Annotated in this window: 16 protein-coding genes; 6 read left to right on the top strand and 10 right to left on the bottom strand. The window is 43.5% G+C overall.

All coding sequences use genetic code 11. The features are described 5' to 3' along the window. Window positions 1-168 precede the first annotated feature (168 nt). From DACET_RS11995 to rsmI, 6 genes are all read left to right on the top strand, one after another. Complete coding sequence (locus DACET_RS11995) at window positions 169-1,569, top strand: IS4 family transposase (protein ID WP_013010092.1); 1,401 nt, start codon at window positions 169-171, stop codon at window positions 1,567-1,569. 132 nt (window positions 1,570-1,701) lie between these two features. Next, complete coding sequence (gene ribF, locus DACET_RS11990; RefSeq protein WP_013011646.1) at window positions 1,702-2,619, top strand: riboflavin biosynthesis protein RibF; 918 nt, start codon at window positions 1,702-1,704, stop codon at window positions 2,617-2,619. Then, window positions 2,609-3,916 (top strand): 30S ribosomal protein S12 methylthiotransferase RimO, encoded by a 1,308-nt coding sequence (gene rimO / locus DACET_RS11985; protein WP_013011645.1) that lies wholly within the window; start codon window positions 2,609-2,611, stop codon window positions 3,914-3,916. Before ribF ends, rimO begins: the two co-directional genes overlap by 11 nt. 3 nt (window positions 3,917-3,919) lie before the next feature. Further along, a complete protein-coding gene (locus DACET_RS11980; RefSeq protein ID WP_013011644.1) occupies window positions 3,920-4,699 on the top strand; it encodes an outer membrane protein assembly factor BamD in 780 nt (259 codons plus the stop codon). Next, the gene (gene serS / locus DACET_RS11975; protein WP_013011643.1) at window positions 4,700-5,968 is read left to right on the top strand and encodes a serine--tRNA ligase; all 1,269 of its coding nucleotides are present in this window, start codon (window positions 4,700-4,702) and stop codon (window positions 5,966-5,968) included. Window position 5,969: 1 nt separating this feature from the next. After that, entirely contained in the window at window positions 5,970-6,650 is a 681-nt protein-coding gene (gene rsmI / locus DACET_RS11970) for a 16S rRNA (cytidine(1402)-2'-O)-methyltransferase (RefSeq protein ID WP_013011642.1), read from the top strand. A 1-nt stretch (window position 6,651) separates the two neighbouring features. On the opposite strand, the gene DACET_RS11965 is transcribed toward rsmI, so the two are convergent. From DACET_RS11965 to DACET_RS11920, 10 genes are all read right to left on the bottom strand, one after another. After that, on the bottom strand, window positions 6,652-7,365 hold the full coding sequence (locus DACET_RS11965; protein WP_013011641.1) for a class I SAM-dependent methyltransferase: 714 nt from the start codon (window positions 7,363-7,365) through the stop codon (window positions 6,652-6,654). Between the two features lie 23 nt (window positions 7,366-7,388). Beyond that, window positions 7,389-7,766: a DUF134 domain-containing protein gene (locus DACET_RS11960; protein ID WP_013011640.1), complete on the bottom strand. Its 378-nt coding sequence runs from the start codon at window positions 7,764-7,766 to the stop codon at window positions 7,389-7,391. A 118-nt stretch (window positions 7,767-7,884) separates the two neighbouring features. Then, window positions 7,885-8,508, bottom strand: coding sequence for a nitroreductase family protein (locus DACET_RS11955; RefSeq protein ID WP_013011639.1), 624 nt, complete (start codon window positions 8,506-8,508; stop codon window positions 7,885-7,887). A gap of 1 nt (window position 8,509) precedes the next feature. Next, complete coding sequence (gene larB / locus DACET_RS11950; RefSeq protein WP_013011638.1) at window positions 8,510-9,262, bottom strand: nickel pincer cofactor biosynthesis protein LarB; 753 nt, start codon at window positions 9,260-9,262, stop codon at window positions 8,510-8,512. Next, on the bottom strand, window positions 9,252-9,845 hold the full coding sequence (locus DACET_RS11945) for an RlmE family RNA methyltransferase (RefSeq protein ID WP_013011637.1): 594 nt from the start codon (window positions 9,843-9,845) through the stop codon (window positions 9,252-9,254). The genes larB and DACET_RS11945 overlap by 11 nt, the downstream gene beginning before the upstream one ends. Window positions 9,846-9,898: 53 nt before the next feature. Beyond that, on the bottom strand, window positions 9,899-11,422 hold the full coding sequence (locus DACET_RS11940) for an Rne/Rng family ribonuclease (RefSeq protein ID WP_013011636.1): 1,524 nt from the start codon (window positions 11,420-11,422) through the stop codon (window positions 9,899-9,901). 1 nt (window position 11,423) lies between these two features. After that, complete coding sequence (gene recR / locus DACET_RS11935; protein ID WP_013011635.1) at window positions 11,424-12,017, bottom strand: recombination mediator RecR; 594 nt, start codon at window positions 12,015-12,017, stop codon at window positions 11,424-11,426. 12 nt (window positions 12,018-12,029) lie between these two features. Next, window positions 12,030-12,344: a YbaB/EbfC family nucleoid-associated protein gene (locus DACET_RS11930; protein WP_013011634.1), complete on the bottom strand. Its 315-nt coding sequence runs from the start codon at window positions 12,342-12,344 to the stop codon at window positions 12,030-12,032. A gap of 204 nt (window positions 12,345-12,548) precedes the next feature. Beyond that, window positions 12,549-13,496: a cysteine synthase A gene (gene cysK, locus DACET_RS11925; RefSeq protein ID WP_013011633.1), complete on the bottom strand. Its 948-nt coding sequence runs from the start codon at window positions 13,494-13,496 to the stop codon at window positions 12,549-12,551. Beyond that, the gene (locus DACET_RS11920) at window positions 13,493-13,696 is read right to left on the bottom strand and encodes a heavy-metal-associated domain-containing protein (protein WP_013011632.1); all 204 of its coding nucleotides are present in this window, start codon (window positions 13,694-13,696) and stop codon (window positions 13,493-13,495) included. Before DACET_RS11920 ends, cysK begins: the two co-directional genes overlap by 4 nt. Between the last annotated feature and the right edge of the window lie 57 nt (window positions 13,697-13,753).

Raw genomic sequence — 13,753 nt, 5'->3', positions numbered from 1 at the left:
TGCTCCTTCAAATGAATAAAATTGGATAATTTTTGATTTATTATCTCAAGTTTCGCATCTCGTATCTTTGCGCTAACTTATTGTTATAGTTAATATAATAATAGAAAAAGTCTCACATAAATGGTATATTGATTTTCGAAGAACAATTACATCTAGGAGACTTTTTCTATGTTTGAGAATAAATCAATACAAACCGAAGTTCAAGCGGCATTATGGAAAGAATTTGAGATATTCCGAGTAATAAGGGCTCTGCAGCTGCGTACAATTGCCTATAGGTGCGGTATCTCAAAGAATCAGGGCGTTGAACCGTTTTCTGTTCTTATTGCCTTGGTTTTTCTGACGTTTCTCGGCAAAAGCGTTCACCATTTTGTTTCCCACTGCCGGAATAGCTTATTCGATTTAGGCGGTAAAGATGTTTTTTATCGTTTAAGTACACGTACAAGTATCAATTGGCGACGTTTTATGATGGATATATCGTTAAGGGTGATCAAGCATTTTAAATCATTCAGCAGCTGGCAACAGCGTGTTCTTGTCATTGATGACACAGTGATTCCGAAAGCCGGTAAGAAGATTGAAGAAGTCTCCTGGGTGTTTGACCATAGCAAAGGTAAAAGCGTGAAAGGCTTCAGTGCTGTTGTACTTGGCTGGAGTGATCGTTCGTCATTTGTTCCTGTAGATTTTGCTTTGCAGCGGAGCAGCAGAAAAGTATTCAACCAATCGACAGAGACTGAAATGGATAAGCGGATGCTGGCGTGGCATCGTAGACAGGAAGCAGTAAAAGACAAACCAACACTGGTAAAAGAAATGCTCAAACGGGCGAAACAGAAAGGGCTGGATGCAGGAGCGGTTCTGTTTGACAGCTGGTACTGTACGCCGAAGCTTGTTTCATCAATCTTTCATGAGATAGGCTATGACGTGATTGCCATGCTTAAAACTACACCGACATTAACTGTTGTATTAAATGGCAAGGTATACTCAACCAAACGCTTATGGGAATGCGTTGTTCCAGCTTTAAAGAAAGAAACAGTTACTATTGGTAAAGACAGGGTATTTGTATCATCCACTAATGCTTTTTTCGGTGAAACTCTTGTTAAGCTTGTCTTCTGTCAGCCATCAGAGAAAAGTAAATCGAAGAAGCCTATTATTCTGCTGTCAACGGATACCTCTTTGACATCGGCAAAAATAATTGAAACCTATGGGCAACGATGGGCGGTGGAAGTACTGTTTAAAGAAGCTAAGAGCAAGCTCTTCTTTGGGAAAAATCAATCCAGAAGCTTTGAGGCTAACATTTGCTTCCTGACACTGTCACTCGTTAGGTTTATCATTCTGAGCTATATGGAACGGATAAATGGTGATTTCCGTCACAAAGGCAGTCTGTATGAGGGTTTACGTTATGAAGTTGAAGAACTGAACATTCTGGCGTTTATGGAAAAATTCATAAACCAACTATTATCGATAATTGATGGTGCAAAAGAAACATTCGCATTTTTTATGGATAAATTAACTGGGATTCAAGAAATGGTAAGGCATTCTATCCAAAATTTACTATTTCAAAGATGCGAAACTTGAGTTATTATCTGTATATTTATATATATTGCATCCGGTCTTTGTCAATTGAATTTCTGCATATCCCCGAAGTAATATTATATATCTTATAAAATATGTTGATTTATCATCTGTATCTGGCATATTTTAACCTCAATGGAAATCATAAGAGACCTGACGCAATTTCAGGCAGAAAAAAATATGGTGATCAGCATCGGAAACTTTGACGGTGTGCATCTCGGACACGCTTCTATTGTGCGCCGTATAGTCGAGCTTGCGAAAGACCGGGGTTTTGAAAGCGGACTTGTAACCTTTGATCCCCACCCGATGAGGTTCTTTGGCGCAGATGTCGATCTGCTCCAGACAACAGAGATGAAGGCGGAAGAATTTGAAAAACTCGGCGTTGATAAACTCTTTTTGCTGAGTTTTAACAAAGAGATTGCCAGTATAGATCCTTCGGTGTTTGTAAGGGAATTCCTTATAAAAAAAATGATGGCGAGTTTTATCGTCGTCGGCTATGACTACCGCTTTGGTCGAAACAGACAGGGGTCATACGAGTTTTTGCAGATTATGGGTGAGAAGCTCGGGTTTACTGCTTTGCGCGTATCCAAAGTTGTTGTGGATGGCGTTACAGCTTCCAGCACGAACATCAGAAAATTTCTGAAGGAAGGTAAACCGGAAACAGCTGCAAAGCTCCTCGGGAGAAACTATGTTATGCGGGGGGAAGTCGTCAGAGGTGACGGGCTCGCCACTAAAATTGGTTTTCCGACAGCAAACATAAATGTTCAAAACGAACTTATTCCCGCCAATGGCATCTATTCAAGCATAGTGCATATTGACGGAAAACAGCATATCGGTGCTTTGTATATAGGCGACAGACCAACTGTAGCCGATGCAGGCAATAGACGTGTTGAGGTTAACGTCTTTGACTTTTCAGAAAACCTTTATGGCAAAGTTATTGATGTGGAAGTAGTTAATTTCATACGCAAAGACAGTAAGTTCAGTAATGTTGATGAATTAATCAAGAATATCAGTGAAGACTGTAAAAATATCAGGGTGCTCTTTGAGAAATAATAAAGTTTCGTTTATAAGTCTGGGATGTTCAAAGAATCAGGTTGATCTTGAATACCTGATGGGCGCTATTGAGAAAGCAGGCTTTCAGATAACAAATATACCCGAAGAATCAGATGCGATCATAGTGAATACGTGCGGGTTCATAGAGCCAGCCGTAGCGGAAGCTATTGATAATATTCTGGAGATGGGAGAACGGCGTAAAGCCGGAGCGAAGCTTATTGTAACAGGCTGTATGAGCGAGAGATATTCTGATGAGATGAAGACTGAGTTTCCTGAGGTGGATTATTTTACCGGAGTCGGAGATCTTCAGAAAGTGGTGGGGTATCTGCTTGAAGATGACAGTGCTGTGCCTGACTACGGCGACGCAAGGATACTTGCAAACGAGCATTACTTCGCATATCTGAAAGTGTCCGAAGGGTGCGACAACAGATGCAGCTATTGTGCTATCCCGGGGATACGGGGCGGGCTTGTCAGCAGAAAGATGGAAGATATCGTTAAAGAGGCGGAGAGCCTTGTGGACGGCGGTGTAAAAGAGCTGATCGTCATCTCTCAGGATAATACTAAGTACGGAAAGGATATCTACGGAAAACCTTCTATGCCGGAGCTTCTTAAAAAGCTGGAAGGTATCGAAGGTGATTTTAAAATACGAATAATGTACCTGAACCCTGATGGGGTGACTCAGGAACTTATTGATGTAATATGCGGAAGCAAAAAGATACTCAGCTATTTTGATATTCCTGTTCAGCACTACAGCGATAAAATGCTTAAAGCGATGAAGAGGAAGTCAGACAGCAGTATTATAGACGATGTTTACGACAGCATAAGAAAGGCTGACCCTGAAAGCTTTATCAGAACCACTATGATAGTCGGCTTTCCGGGGGAGACTGAAGGGGACTTTGCTGAGCTTGAGAAGTTTCTGACAAGGCATAAGCCGGACTTCGCAGGTTTTTTCCCTTATTACAGAGAGAAGGGGACCTCTGCATATGAGCTTGGTGCGAGCGTCGGGAAACGTGAGACCAACAGGCGTATCAGAGCTCTACAGAAGATACAGAAAACAAATACCAACAACCGCTTGAAAATGCTCAAAAAAAACGACATAATCTGTTTCGTTGAAGGGGAGAGCGACCAGTCAGAGCTTATCCTTCAGGGGAGAGCGCTCTTTCAGGCTCCGGAGATAGACGGAAAAGCTTATTTCATTGACGGCGTTGCCACCGATGGCTATGGGCCTTATCGATGCAGAATTAAAAGAATAATATATCCCGATATATATTGCGAGATTATCGAAAAACTAGGGTGATACATGAGAAAGACCGTTTTACTGATTATGATCTGCGTACTCACATTTGCCGGCTGTGCAAAGAAAGCACCAAATCAGATGACAGCAGAAGAGAGTATGAAGACTGGTATGACATACTTTAAAAAGGGAAATTACGAGAAAGCTGTTACCTATTTTGAAAATACTCTGATGGAAGCCGAAACACCTGAAATGGCTGCCAAAGCGCAGCTTTTCCTTGCGGACTCATATTTTCTTGATAAAAAATATGTTGAAGCAATACCTGCCTATGAGCTGTTTCTTGAGATATACGGCGAGACAGAGGATGCAAACACCGCTATGCTTCGCCTTGGGCTTTCACATTACGCTCAGATAGACACTATCGACCGAGACATGTCGGCCGCTGAGGGTGCGCTTAATGCTTTTACAAAGCTTCGTGACAAGTCTCCTGCGTTCGCCAGAGAGTTTGAACTGAATAAAAAAATCGTTGAGCTTCGCAGTATGCTTGCCGAACGTGAGCTTTATGTGGCTAAGTTTTACTTCAGGATAAAAGAGCCTGACTCGGCGGAAGGACGGCTTAAATATCTTATAAGCAATTATTCTGATACAGCCTCGTACGATGAGGCTCTATACATGTATGCCAACTGGCTCGCAGATAAAAAGGGACGAGAAGCTGAGGCTGTGAAATACTATAGAAAACTTATAGACGAACGTCCGAATTCAAAATATGTGGTTGACGTGGTAAGAGAGCTCACAAGCCTTCTTGCGAATATAACCACGCAAATGGAAGAGAAAGGGGAGAAGTAAATGCTTGATATCAAATATATCATTGCTAATATTGACGAAGTTAAAAAGAAGACGGCAGACAGAGGGGCGCAGTTCGATTTCGATCTGCTGATATCTCTGGATGAGAAACGTAAAAGTCTTCAGGCTGAGAATGACGTTTTGAAAGCTGAGCGCAATAAAGTTAGCAAAGAGATCGGCGCGATTAAGAGAGCCGGCGGTGATATATCGGAGATTCAGGCAAAAATGCGTAATGCAGGTGACAGGATATCTGCTATAGACGCTGAACTTACGGAAGCTCAGGAACAGATGACTGACATGCTTCTCACTATACCTAATTTAATTAAAGACGAAGTGCCTGTTGGCGCTGACGAAAATGATAATGTATTATTTCGTTCATGGGGGGAGCCGAAGAAATATTCTTTCGAGGCTAAACCTCACTGGGATATTGCCGAAGGGCTTGGTCTCGTTGATTTTGAACGTGGTGTTAAGATTGCCCAGTCACGCTTCTCTGCTTATATGGGACTGGGAGCTAAGCTGGAAAGAGCTCTTATAAACTTCATGCTGGATGCCCATGCAGAGAGGGGATATAAAGAGGTACTGGCGCCATACCTTGTTAACGCTGAAGCGATGAAAGGGACAGGACAGCTTCCTAAATTCGAAGAAGATGCGTTCAAATGTGAGAAAGACGGACTGTATCTTATTCCTACTGCGGAAGTCTCTGTTACAAACCTTTACTCTCAGGAAATACTTGATGAAGAGATGCTCCCTGTGAAGCACTGTTCATATTCTGCATGTTTCAGGCGTGAGGCAGGCTCACACGGAAAAGATGTGAGAGGGCTTATCCGCCAGCATCAGTTCAATAAAGTGGAACTGGTTAAGGTTGTTAAACCGGAAGACTCCGATACAGAGCTTATGGAACTCCTTGAGTCAGCGGAGATGATACTTCAGAAACTGAATATCCCATACCGTATTATGACCCTTTGCAGCGGCGACCTTGGGTTTTCATCAGCTAAAACATTTGATATTGAAGTATGGCTTCCTTCTCAGGGCGGCTATAGAGAAATTTCATCATGTTCAACATTTATGGACTTTCAGGCGAGACGTGCTTCCATACGTTTCCGCAGGAAAGGGGATAAAAAAGTTGAATTTGCACATACACTTAACGGGTCAGGGCTTGCTGTCGGGCGGACTTTCCTCGCCATACTCGAAAACTATCAGAACGAAGATGGCACTGTAACTGTACCGGAAGCTCTCAGACCATACCTGAACGGACTTGAGGTGATAGATTAATATGCCGACAATATATGTAGCCGGAACTGATATTACCGGCGATTATTCAAATATTCCGCCCCATCTGAAAGAGATCGCAGCGAAATGCGGACTCATTATAGGGGAAGACAGACGCAATCTCGGTCGTTTTGTTGCGGGAGCAGATGTTCGCAGTGCTGAACAGATGTTTCTGAACGAGCACTCCTTGAAGCGTGAGAAAGAGTTTCTTGTTGAAGTGAGTGCCGAATATGAAAATGTTCTTCTTATCTCTGATGCAGGGACACCATGTGTTGCAGATCCGGGGTATGATTTTATAAATATGGCATGGAACGCAGGGTATCAGGTTGTATCTATACCCGGTCCGTCATCCATAACGGCTGCACTCTCTGTCAGCGGATATTTCTCGGAAAGTTTCTACTTTATGGGATTTCCTCCGAAAGAAAATGATCAGAGGAAGAAGTTTTTTGACCGTGTCTATAATTGCAGAGATACTGTTGTGCTTCTGGAACGACCATATGTTCTGCATCAGCTTCTGGATGAAGTTTCGTTTATAGATAAAAAGATGAGCCTTTCAATGAATCTGGGCATGCCGGATGAGGTAACCTACCGGGGAACAGCAGCGGAAATTCTCGCTTCAGTTCCGGAAGGTGTGAAAGCACCTTTTGTGCTGGTTATATCAAAGAAGAGGTTCAAAGAGGATTAAGCTAGGCTTTTTCAAGCACATAGACTTTTATCTTACCTTTGTCGTTCTTATGTTTAGAGAAGAGAACCGGTATATACATTAAGCCGTACAGCATTTGTTTAAAGAGGTTTTTCGGGAATCTCTCTTTAAGTATGGAAGTTGATTCAACTATTTTCAGTCCGTATTTTTCACAGGCATAAGCAATCTGGAAGTGATGAACCGGGTTAATGTGCCCGTCCTGCTTTTGGTTATGTTCAGCAAAAAGTGCATGTTCCCCTGTCAGAAGGAAACGTATTTTACTCGTGAAAGTTTCAATATTAGGCGTTGTGATAAAAATATATCCATCGTCTTTCAGCAGCCCTTTGGCTATCTCTAGAAACTGAAAAACGTTTTCGACATGTTCGATGACTTCCACAGCAAACAGACCGTCAAATTGAACATCCGTGTTCAGATCTTCGATCATAGAGTTGATAAAATTAATGCGGTCTTTGCATTTACACAGGTCGTAGCTGTCGCACGCATTAACGTTATAGTTGTTGTCAGCAAGCCTGAGAGAGAGGGCACCTTGTCCGCATCCTATGTCTAAAACGGATGCTCCCTCTTTAAGATATCCTTTTGAAAGATCAGTTATATATTGATGTATCCCATCACTGGCTAGAACGGGAATGCCTTTATAATGTCTGTTTGAGTCTGATGAAGCCAGCTCGTTATAATAATTCTGCACACTGTCATTCATAGGATATCTACGTCTCCTTAGCTTTATTTACTGGTTGTTGGGCACATATGGTTTCTTCGTTCCATACGGCTTGCGGGAAGTCCTTCTTTACAGTTACTGCATCCACAGTCTCTGTATTCGACATTCCCCCCCTCGATAATAAGCTCAGCGCCTTCCACCAGAAAGTTAGCAATGTTGACTCTGGCTTTTTCCACAAGACGTGAGAACGTTGGTCTTGATATATTCATCAGGACAGAAGCATCCTCATGGGAGAGACCTTCATAGTCAGCGAGTCTTATTGCTTCGAACTCATCAAGAGCAAGATTCACAGATTTAAGCTTTTTTGAAGGGATTCCTCTGGGTTTGAAATTCGAAATTTCCGGTTTAACACCGATAATCCTCGGTTTTGACGGTCTTGGCATGGTTTTCTCCTCTGGCAAAGCCTCATTCAATGAACCAATATGTTAATTATACACTATGGTTCATCAGTCAAAAATAAAAAGTGGCTCGCCTAGTAATAAAAATTAAAAAATGAATTTTCTATAATATATGGTTAAAGTCTGCGGATGACAACCTTTTTACTCTCGGTAAAAGTTTGGTTCCTGGTTTCAGGTATCCTGCAGCTACCAGCATCACAGGGACAAGGTTGTCTGCGATGTCGAATTCTTTCCTCAGCTTTTCCGGTTCGAAACCGCCCATAGGGTGAGTTTCGATCCCATATACGGCACAAGCATACATCAGGTTCATTCCGAAAAGAGCAGTATTCAGGACAGCGTTTTTTTCCCGCAAAAATGAGTCCGGTGCTCCTTGAGAATTTGGAACGGTTTTAGCCTTTTCCGCTGCTGATTCTTTATCCATATAGCCCAGTTCTATCATACTTTCAAGTACTGTATTTATGTTTTTCTCAGCATATGTTTTATCGGCAAGGAGGATAAAAACCGCAGAAGCCTCTGTTACCTTGGGTTGACCGTATGAAACGGAACGTAAAACAGCCTTCTTTTCGTCAGACAAAACGGTGATCACTTTCCATGGCTGAAGGTTCATACTGGATGGTGCAAGGGCTGCAAGGTTCAGTATGTCTGTCACTGTTTTTTCGTCTATTTTTCTTTCAGGATCAAAATAGTTGATAGAGCGTCGTTGTGTGATTGCCTGTGTGAGCTGCATGTTAATTCTCCTGAAGTGCATTTATGATGCGGACAGCGGCCATTGCAGCTCCAAAACCATTGTCTATGTTAACAACCGTGATCCCATTTGCACAGCTTGCCAGCATAGAGAAAAGTGCTGTAAACCCTTCCAAAGCCGCACCGTATCCAGTTGAGGTCGGCACCGCTATGACAGGGTGAGGGAACATCCCTCCGGTTATGGACGGAAGAGCTCCTTCCATCCCTGCGATGACAATTATCACTTTTGCATCAGATATTTGTTCTCTCACGCTGAAAAAACGGTGTATCCCGGCAACACCGATGTCGGCGTGTATGTCAGCGTCGATACCGCATATGTCCAGAATCTCTGCTGCCTCAGAGGCAACTTTTATGTCGGATGTACCTGCGGTTATGACCGCTACTTTTCCTTCTTTGCGGGGCGCAGCGGAAATGATGTGTCTAAGAATGCCCGCTTGCCTGTTTGCCTGAAAATGCGGAAACTCTCTTAGAAGCGCATCCATTTTGCCGGAGTCCAGCCCCGTACATACAAAGTTAAGCTCGTTTTCAATATATTTCAATGCTATGTTTTCAATCTGTTCAATAGATTTGCTTCTGCCGTAGATCACTTCGTCAAAGCCGAGCCTCTCTTTGCGGGAAGTATCCGGCTTGACGTCGCTGAAGTCAAGATGAGTGCTTATTCTGGATGCGGCGGATGCTATGTCAACCTCACCGCTTTTTACGAGTTTAAGAATTTTTTCAACATCTTTACTGTTCATTGTTTCCTTTAAATCCTTTGAAAACTATATACATTTCAAAAGAGTTCTTACGTGTCGCCTCTGGGCGGAGCATTTTGCAGAAGTCAAAATCTTTTTTAATCTCTTTCACGAGAGCATCTCTATCTTCACCTTCAAAAACTTTGCAGGCGAAGTTGCCCCCTTTTTTCAGAACTGTCTTGGCAAAATAGAATATCAGCCTGACAAGGTCAACAGAGTTTACGTGGTCGAGCAGTTTAGAACCGGAAGTGTTGGGGGCGGCGTCTGAGATCACGCAGTCGTAGCCGTCGCAGGCATCAAGAACCTTGTCTACTGTTTCCTGTTCTGTTATATCACCCTGAATAAATGTGAAACGTGTGTCTGTAAGGTTCAGCACTTCCAGCAGGTCAACACCGACAACGGTACATTTCTTTTGCTGAAGAACAACCTGAATCCAGCCACCCGGTGCACAGCCTACATCCAGAACGGCATCGCCGCTTCTGAACAGGGCGTGTTTCTTATTGAGTTCTATGAGCTTGTAGGCAGCTCTGGATTTGAACCCCTCCAGTTTCGCTTTTTTATAGAAAGCGTCCTTACGGTTATACATATGTTATCTCTCTTAATTTACAGTGTCGTGCCCCGCCGCAAGATGCAATCCTGCTAGTCGAGGGGGGTAACTTCATAGTCGTGTATGTGCAGTGTGTGGTTGGCGTTAACCTCAACATTTACGCTCATCATAAGCTCTATCTCGCCGAGACTGCCCTTTTCGTCGTCGAGGATAATGTCAACAACATCAGGGTGAGCCTCTATGACGATCCTTCTGTTGCGGAAGAAGGGAGCAATGCGTCTGACTTCTCTGAGGATGTCGTAACATATGGTCAGTTTGCTCTTAACCAGTCCTCGCCCTTCGCAGTAGGGGCAAGCTTCCGAAAGGACACGGCTCAGGCTCTCCTGAACACGTTTACGTGTGATCTCCACCAGTCCGAGAGGTGATATATTCACCACAGACGCTTTAGCACGGTCGGATTTCATCTCATGTTCCAGAGCCTTCATTACTTTCTGCTGGTTTTCTTCTTTTGCCATATCTATGAAGTCAACGATGATTATCCCGCCGATATTTCTAAGCTTAAGCTGCCAGGCTATCTCTTTTGACGCTTCAAGGTTGGTTTTCAGAATAGTGTCTTCGAAATTCCTCTTCCCGACAAATTTTCCGGTGTTTACGTCAACTACAGTTAGTGCTTCTGCCTGATCAATGATTATGTATCCGCCGGATTTCAGCCAGACTTTTTTGTCCAGAATGCGTCCGATCTCTATCTCTATGTTGTAGTAGTCGAATATCGGGATATCGTTTGTAAACAGGCTGACTTCCATATTCATATCCGGAAGAAACTCACGGAGAAAGGATTTGATTTTTAGAAATTCAGCTTTGTTGTCTATTACTATACGGCTGACGTCAGACGTTGCCGCGTCACGAAGTATACGGAAAACAAGTCCGTGATCCTCGTAAATAAGGCATGGTGATTTACCTGACATCTTGTCTTTTATTTTGCTCCACAGGCGTGAAAGGTAATCCACATCCGCACGGAGTTCTTCCTCGTCGTGTCCGGCTGTTACAGTTCTTGCTATCAGCCCCATATTAGGGGATTTAATAGCCTTCAGCACGTCACGCAGACGGTCACGTTCCTGTTCGTCTTCTATCTTTCTGGAGACTCCGACGTGTTCATATCCGGGCATCAGGACTATATACCTGCCCGGGACTGTAAGGTGTGTTGTGAGCCTTGCACCCTTCTGACCTATCGCTTCTTTGGCGACCTGTACAACTATCTCCTGCCCTTCTTTAAGCATGTCTTCGATGGGTGGGATATTTTTCTGTTCGTCTTCGGTCATCTGGTCAATGTCCGTGACTGTTCTTTCGCTGTCGATGTTGTTTTCTAGAAAGCTGACACGCTCTCCGTTTTCCACATATACATCGGCAGCGGGCAGAAAAGCCGCCTTTGGCAGACCAACATCAACAAAAGCTGACTGGATTCCGGGTAAAACCTTTATCACACGTCCTTTATAGATATTCCCTGCAACGTTTTTACTGTGTGCACGCTCAACATATATTTCTGCCGGATTGCCGTTTTCAAGTATGGCTACCCGTACTTCGTTTAAAGTCGAATTGACTATTATTTCTTTTGACATTTTAAAAATCTTTTCTCTGTTCCATCGCTTTAAGCAATGTTATCTCGTCGGTGTATTCCAGATTTGTACCTATCGGCACTCCGCTGGCTATTTTGGTCACTTTCAGGTTCTGTTTTTTGAGTAGTTTTGAGAGGTATATGGCTGTGGTTTCCCCTTCGATGTCGGGGTTGGTAGCGAGTATAATCTCAGAAACATCTTCAGCTTTTGCTCTTTTCAGCAGTTCTTCAATGTGAAGGTCTTCCGGTCCTATGCCGTCGAGGGGGGATATGCGCCCACCGAGGACGTGATAAAGCCCTCTGAAGAAGCCTGTTGCTTCCAGCACATAGATATCCTTCGCCTCTTCCACAACGCATATCTGGCTCCTGTTACGGTAGCCGTCAGTGCATATATGGCAGACTTCTGTCTCGGACATATTTCCGCATATTTTACAGAAGACGGTCTTCTCCTTAAGCTCCACAAGGCTTTCTGCGAGGGATTTCACCTGTTCGCTGTCAGCTTTCAGTATATGCAGGGCAAGCCTTGCGGCGGTCTTTCTGCCTATACCGGGGAGCCTTGAGAGCTCGCCAACGCAGCGCTCAAAGATCCTGTTTTTCATTTTGGTTTGTACTTAGAACAGTCCGGGGATGTTCAGACCCATGCCGCCTGTGACAGCGGACATCTTTTCCTGAACCACTTCCTGAGATTTCTTAAGCCCTTCGTTAACAGCAGCGAGGACAAGATCCTGAAGCATATCAACGTCCTCAGGGTCAACAACATCTTTTTCAATTTTGATGCTGACAATTTCCTGTTTGCCGCTGACCTGAACGGTAACCATACCGCCTCCGGAAGTTGCTTCGACTATCTCTTTTGAAGCCTCCTCCTGAACTTCCTCCATCTTTTTCTGCATCTTCTGAGCTTGTTTCATCATTTGTTGAATGTTCATAAAATTCTCCGTATATTATTTATATTCTTGTATAAAAGCGGGCGAACCCGCATTGATATCATGTTAAACGCAATAACTATTTATTATGGAGTATTGAGCGTATAAGTCAATAAAGAAGTGAGAAGGTCAGATTTAAAGTCCCCCTTAAATATTTAAGAGGGACTATATATAACTTGCCGGGACAAGGCATCCCGCTATACATTTTTATACCTGGAACAATCCGGAGGAGAGATATCTCTCGCCACTGTCCGGAAGTATCACAACGATATTTTTCCCTTCCAGTTTATATTTTTCAATAGCCTGAATTGCAGCACACACAGCAGCGCCTGAGGAAACACCGGATATGATCCCTTCCTCACGGGCGAGTCTTCTTGCGTACTCTTTTGCGTTTTCATCATCTATCTGCTCCACATCGTCTATAAGCGAAACGTCAAGTGTTTCAGGGATGAAGCCTGCTCCTATACCCTGAATGGTGTGAGGACCGGGCTGTAGAGGCTGTTTTTCGATAAACTGACTTATAACAGGGCTTTTAACAGGCTCTGCTGCGACTGTAAGTATATTCAGCCCTTTTTCATTTTTGAGATACCTGCTCACACCAGTGATAGTACCGCCTGTCCCCACGCCGGACACGAATACATCGACTTTACCGTCAGTGTCTCTGAATATTTCAGGACCTGTTGTTGCTTCATGTATCAGCGGGTTGGCAGGATTACGGAACTGGTTCGCGAGAAAGTATTTTTCAGGTTCTTTCGCAACCATTTCATCAGCAAGAGCTACAGCACCTTTCATGCCGAGTTTGCCGTCTGTCAGTATCAGTTCTGTGCCGAATGCCTGCATCATCATTCTTCGTTCCATTGTCATTGTGTCGGGCATAATGATGGCAACTTTAAACCCGAGGGCGGCTCCTGCGTATGACAAGCCTATGCCTGTATTTCCGCTGGTTGCCTCGATGATAGTCATCCCTTCTTTGAGTTTTCCAGACTCGATGCCTTGTTTAATAATGCCTGCGGCAACCCTGCATTTTACAGAATAAGCTGGGTTACGACCTTCTACCTTCGCAAAGATATTGTTTTTATATTTCCCCTGTATGCTGTTAAGGCGTACAAGGGGAGTTTCGCCGATAGTCAGCGAGTTGTTTTCAAAAATTTTCATGAAACTTTAAATCCCTCTTCTTCTATTGCTTCCACGATGTCGCTTTCTATAACATCTTCGGAAAATGTAACTTTCGCTGTACCCTGTTCGAGATTAACATCACAGCCTGACACGCCCTCCATGTCTTCCACAGCTTCTTTAACAGCCATTACACAGTGGTTACATGACATGCCGTCAACGTTAAAAACTTTCTCTTTCATGTTCATCTCCTATAATCATTAGATGCCTTATATTGACAATGTTCTCCATTTCTTCTA

This window comes from Denitrovibrio acetiphilus DSM 12809 (assembly GCF_000025725.1).
GTDB classification, from domain to species: domain Bacteria; phylum Chrysiogenota; class Deferribacteres; order Deferribacterales; family Geovibrionaceae; genus Denitrovibrio; species Denitrovibrio acetiphilus.
This window is presented reverse-complemented; position numbering and strand designations above follow the sequence as displayed.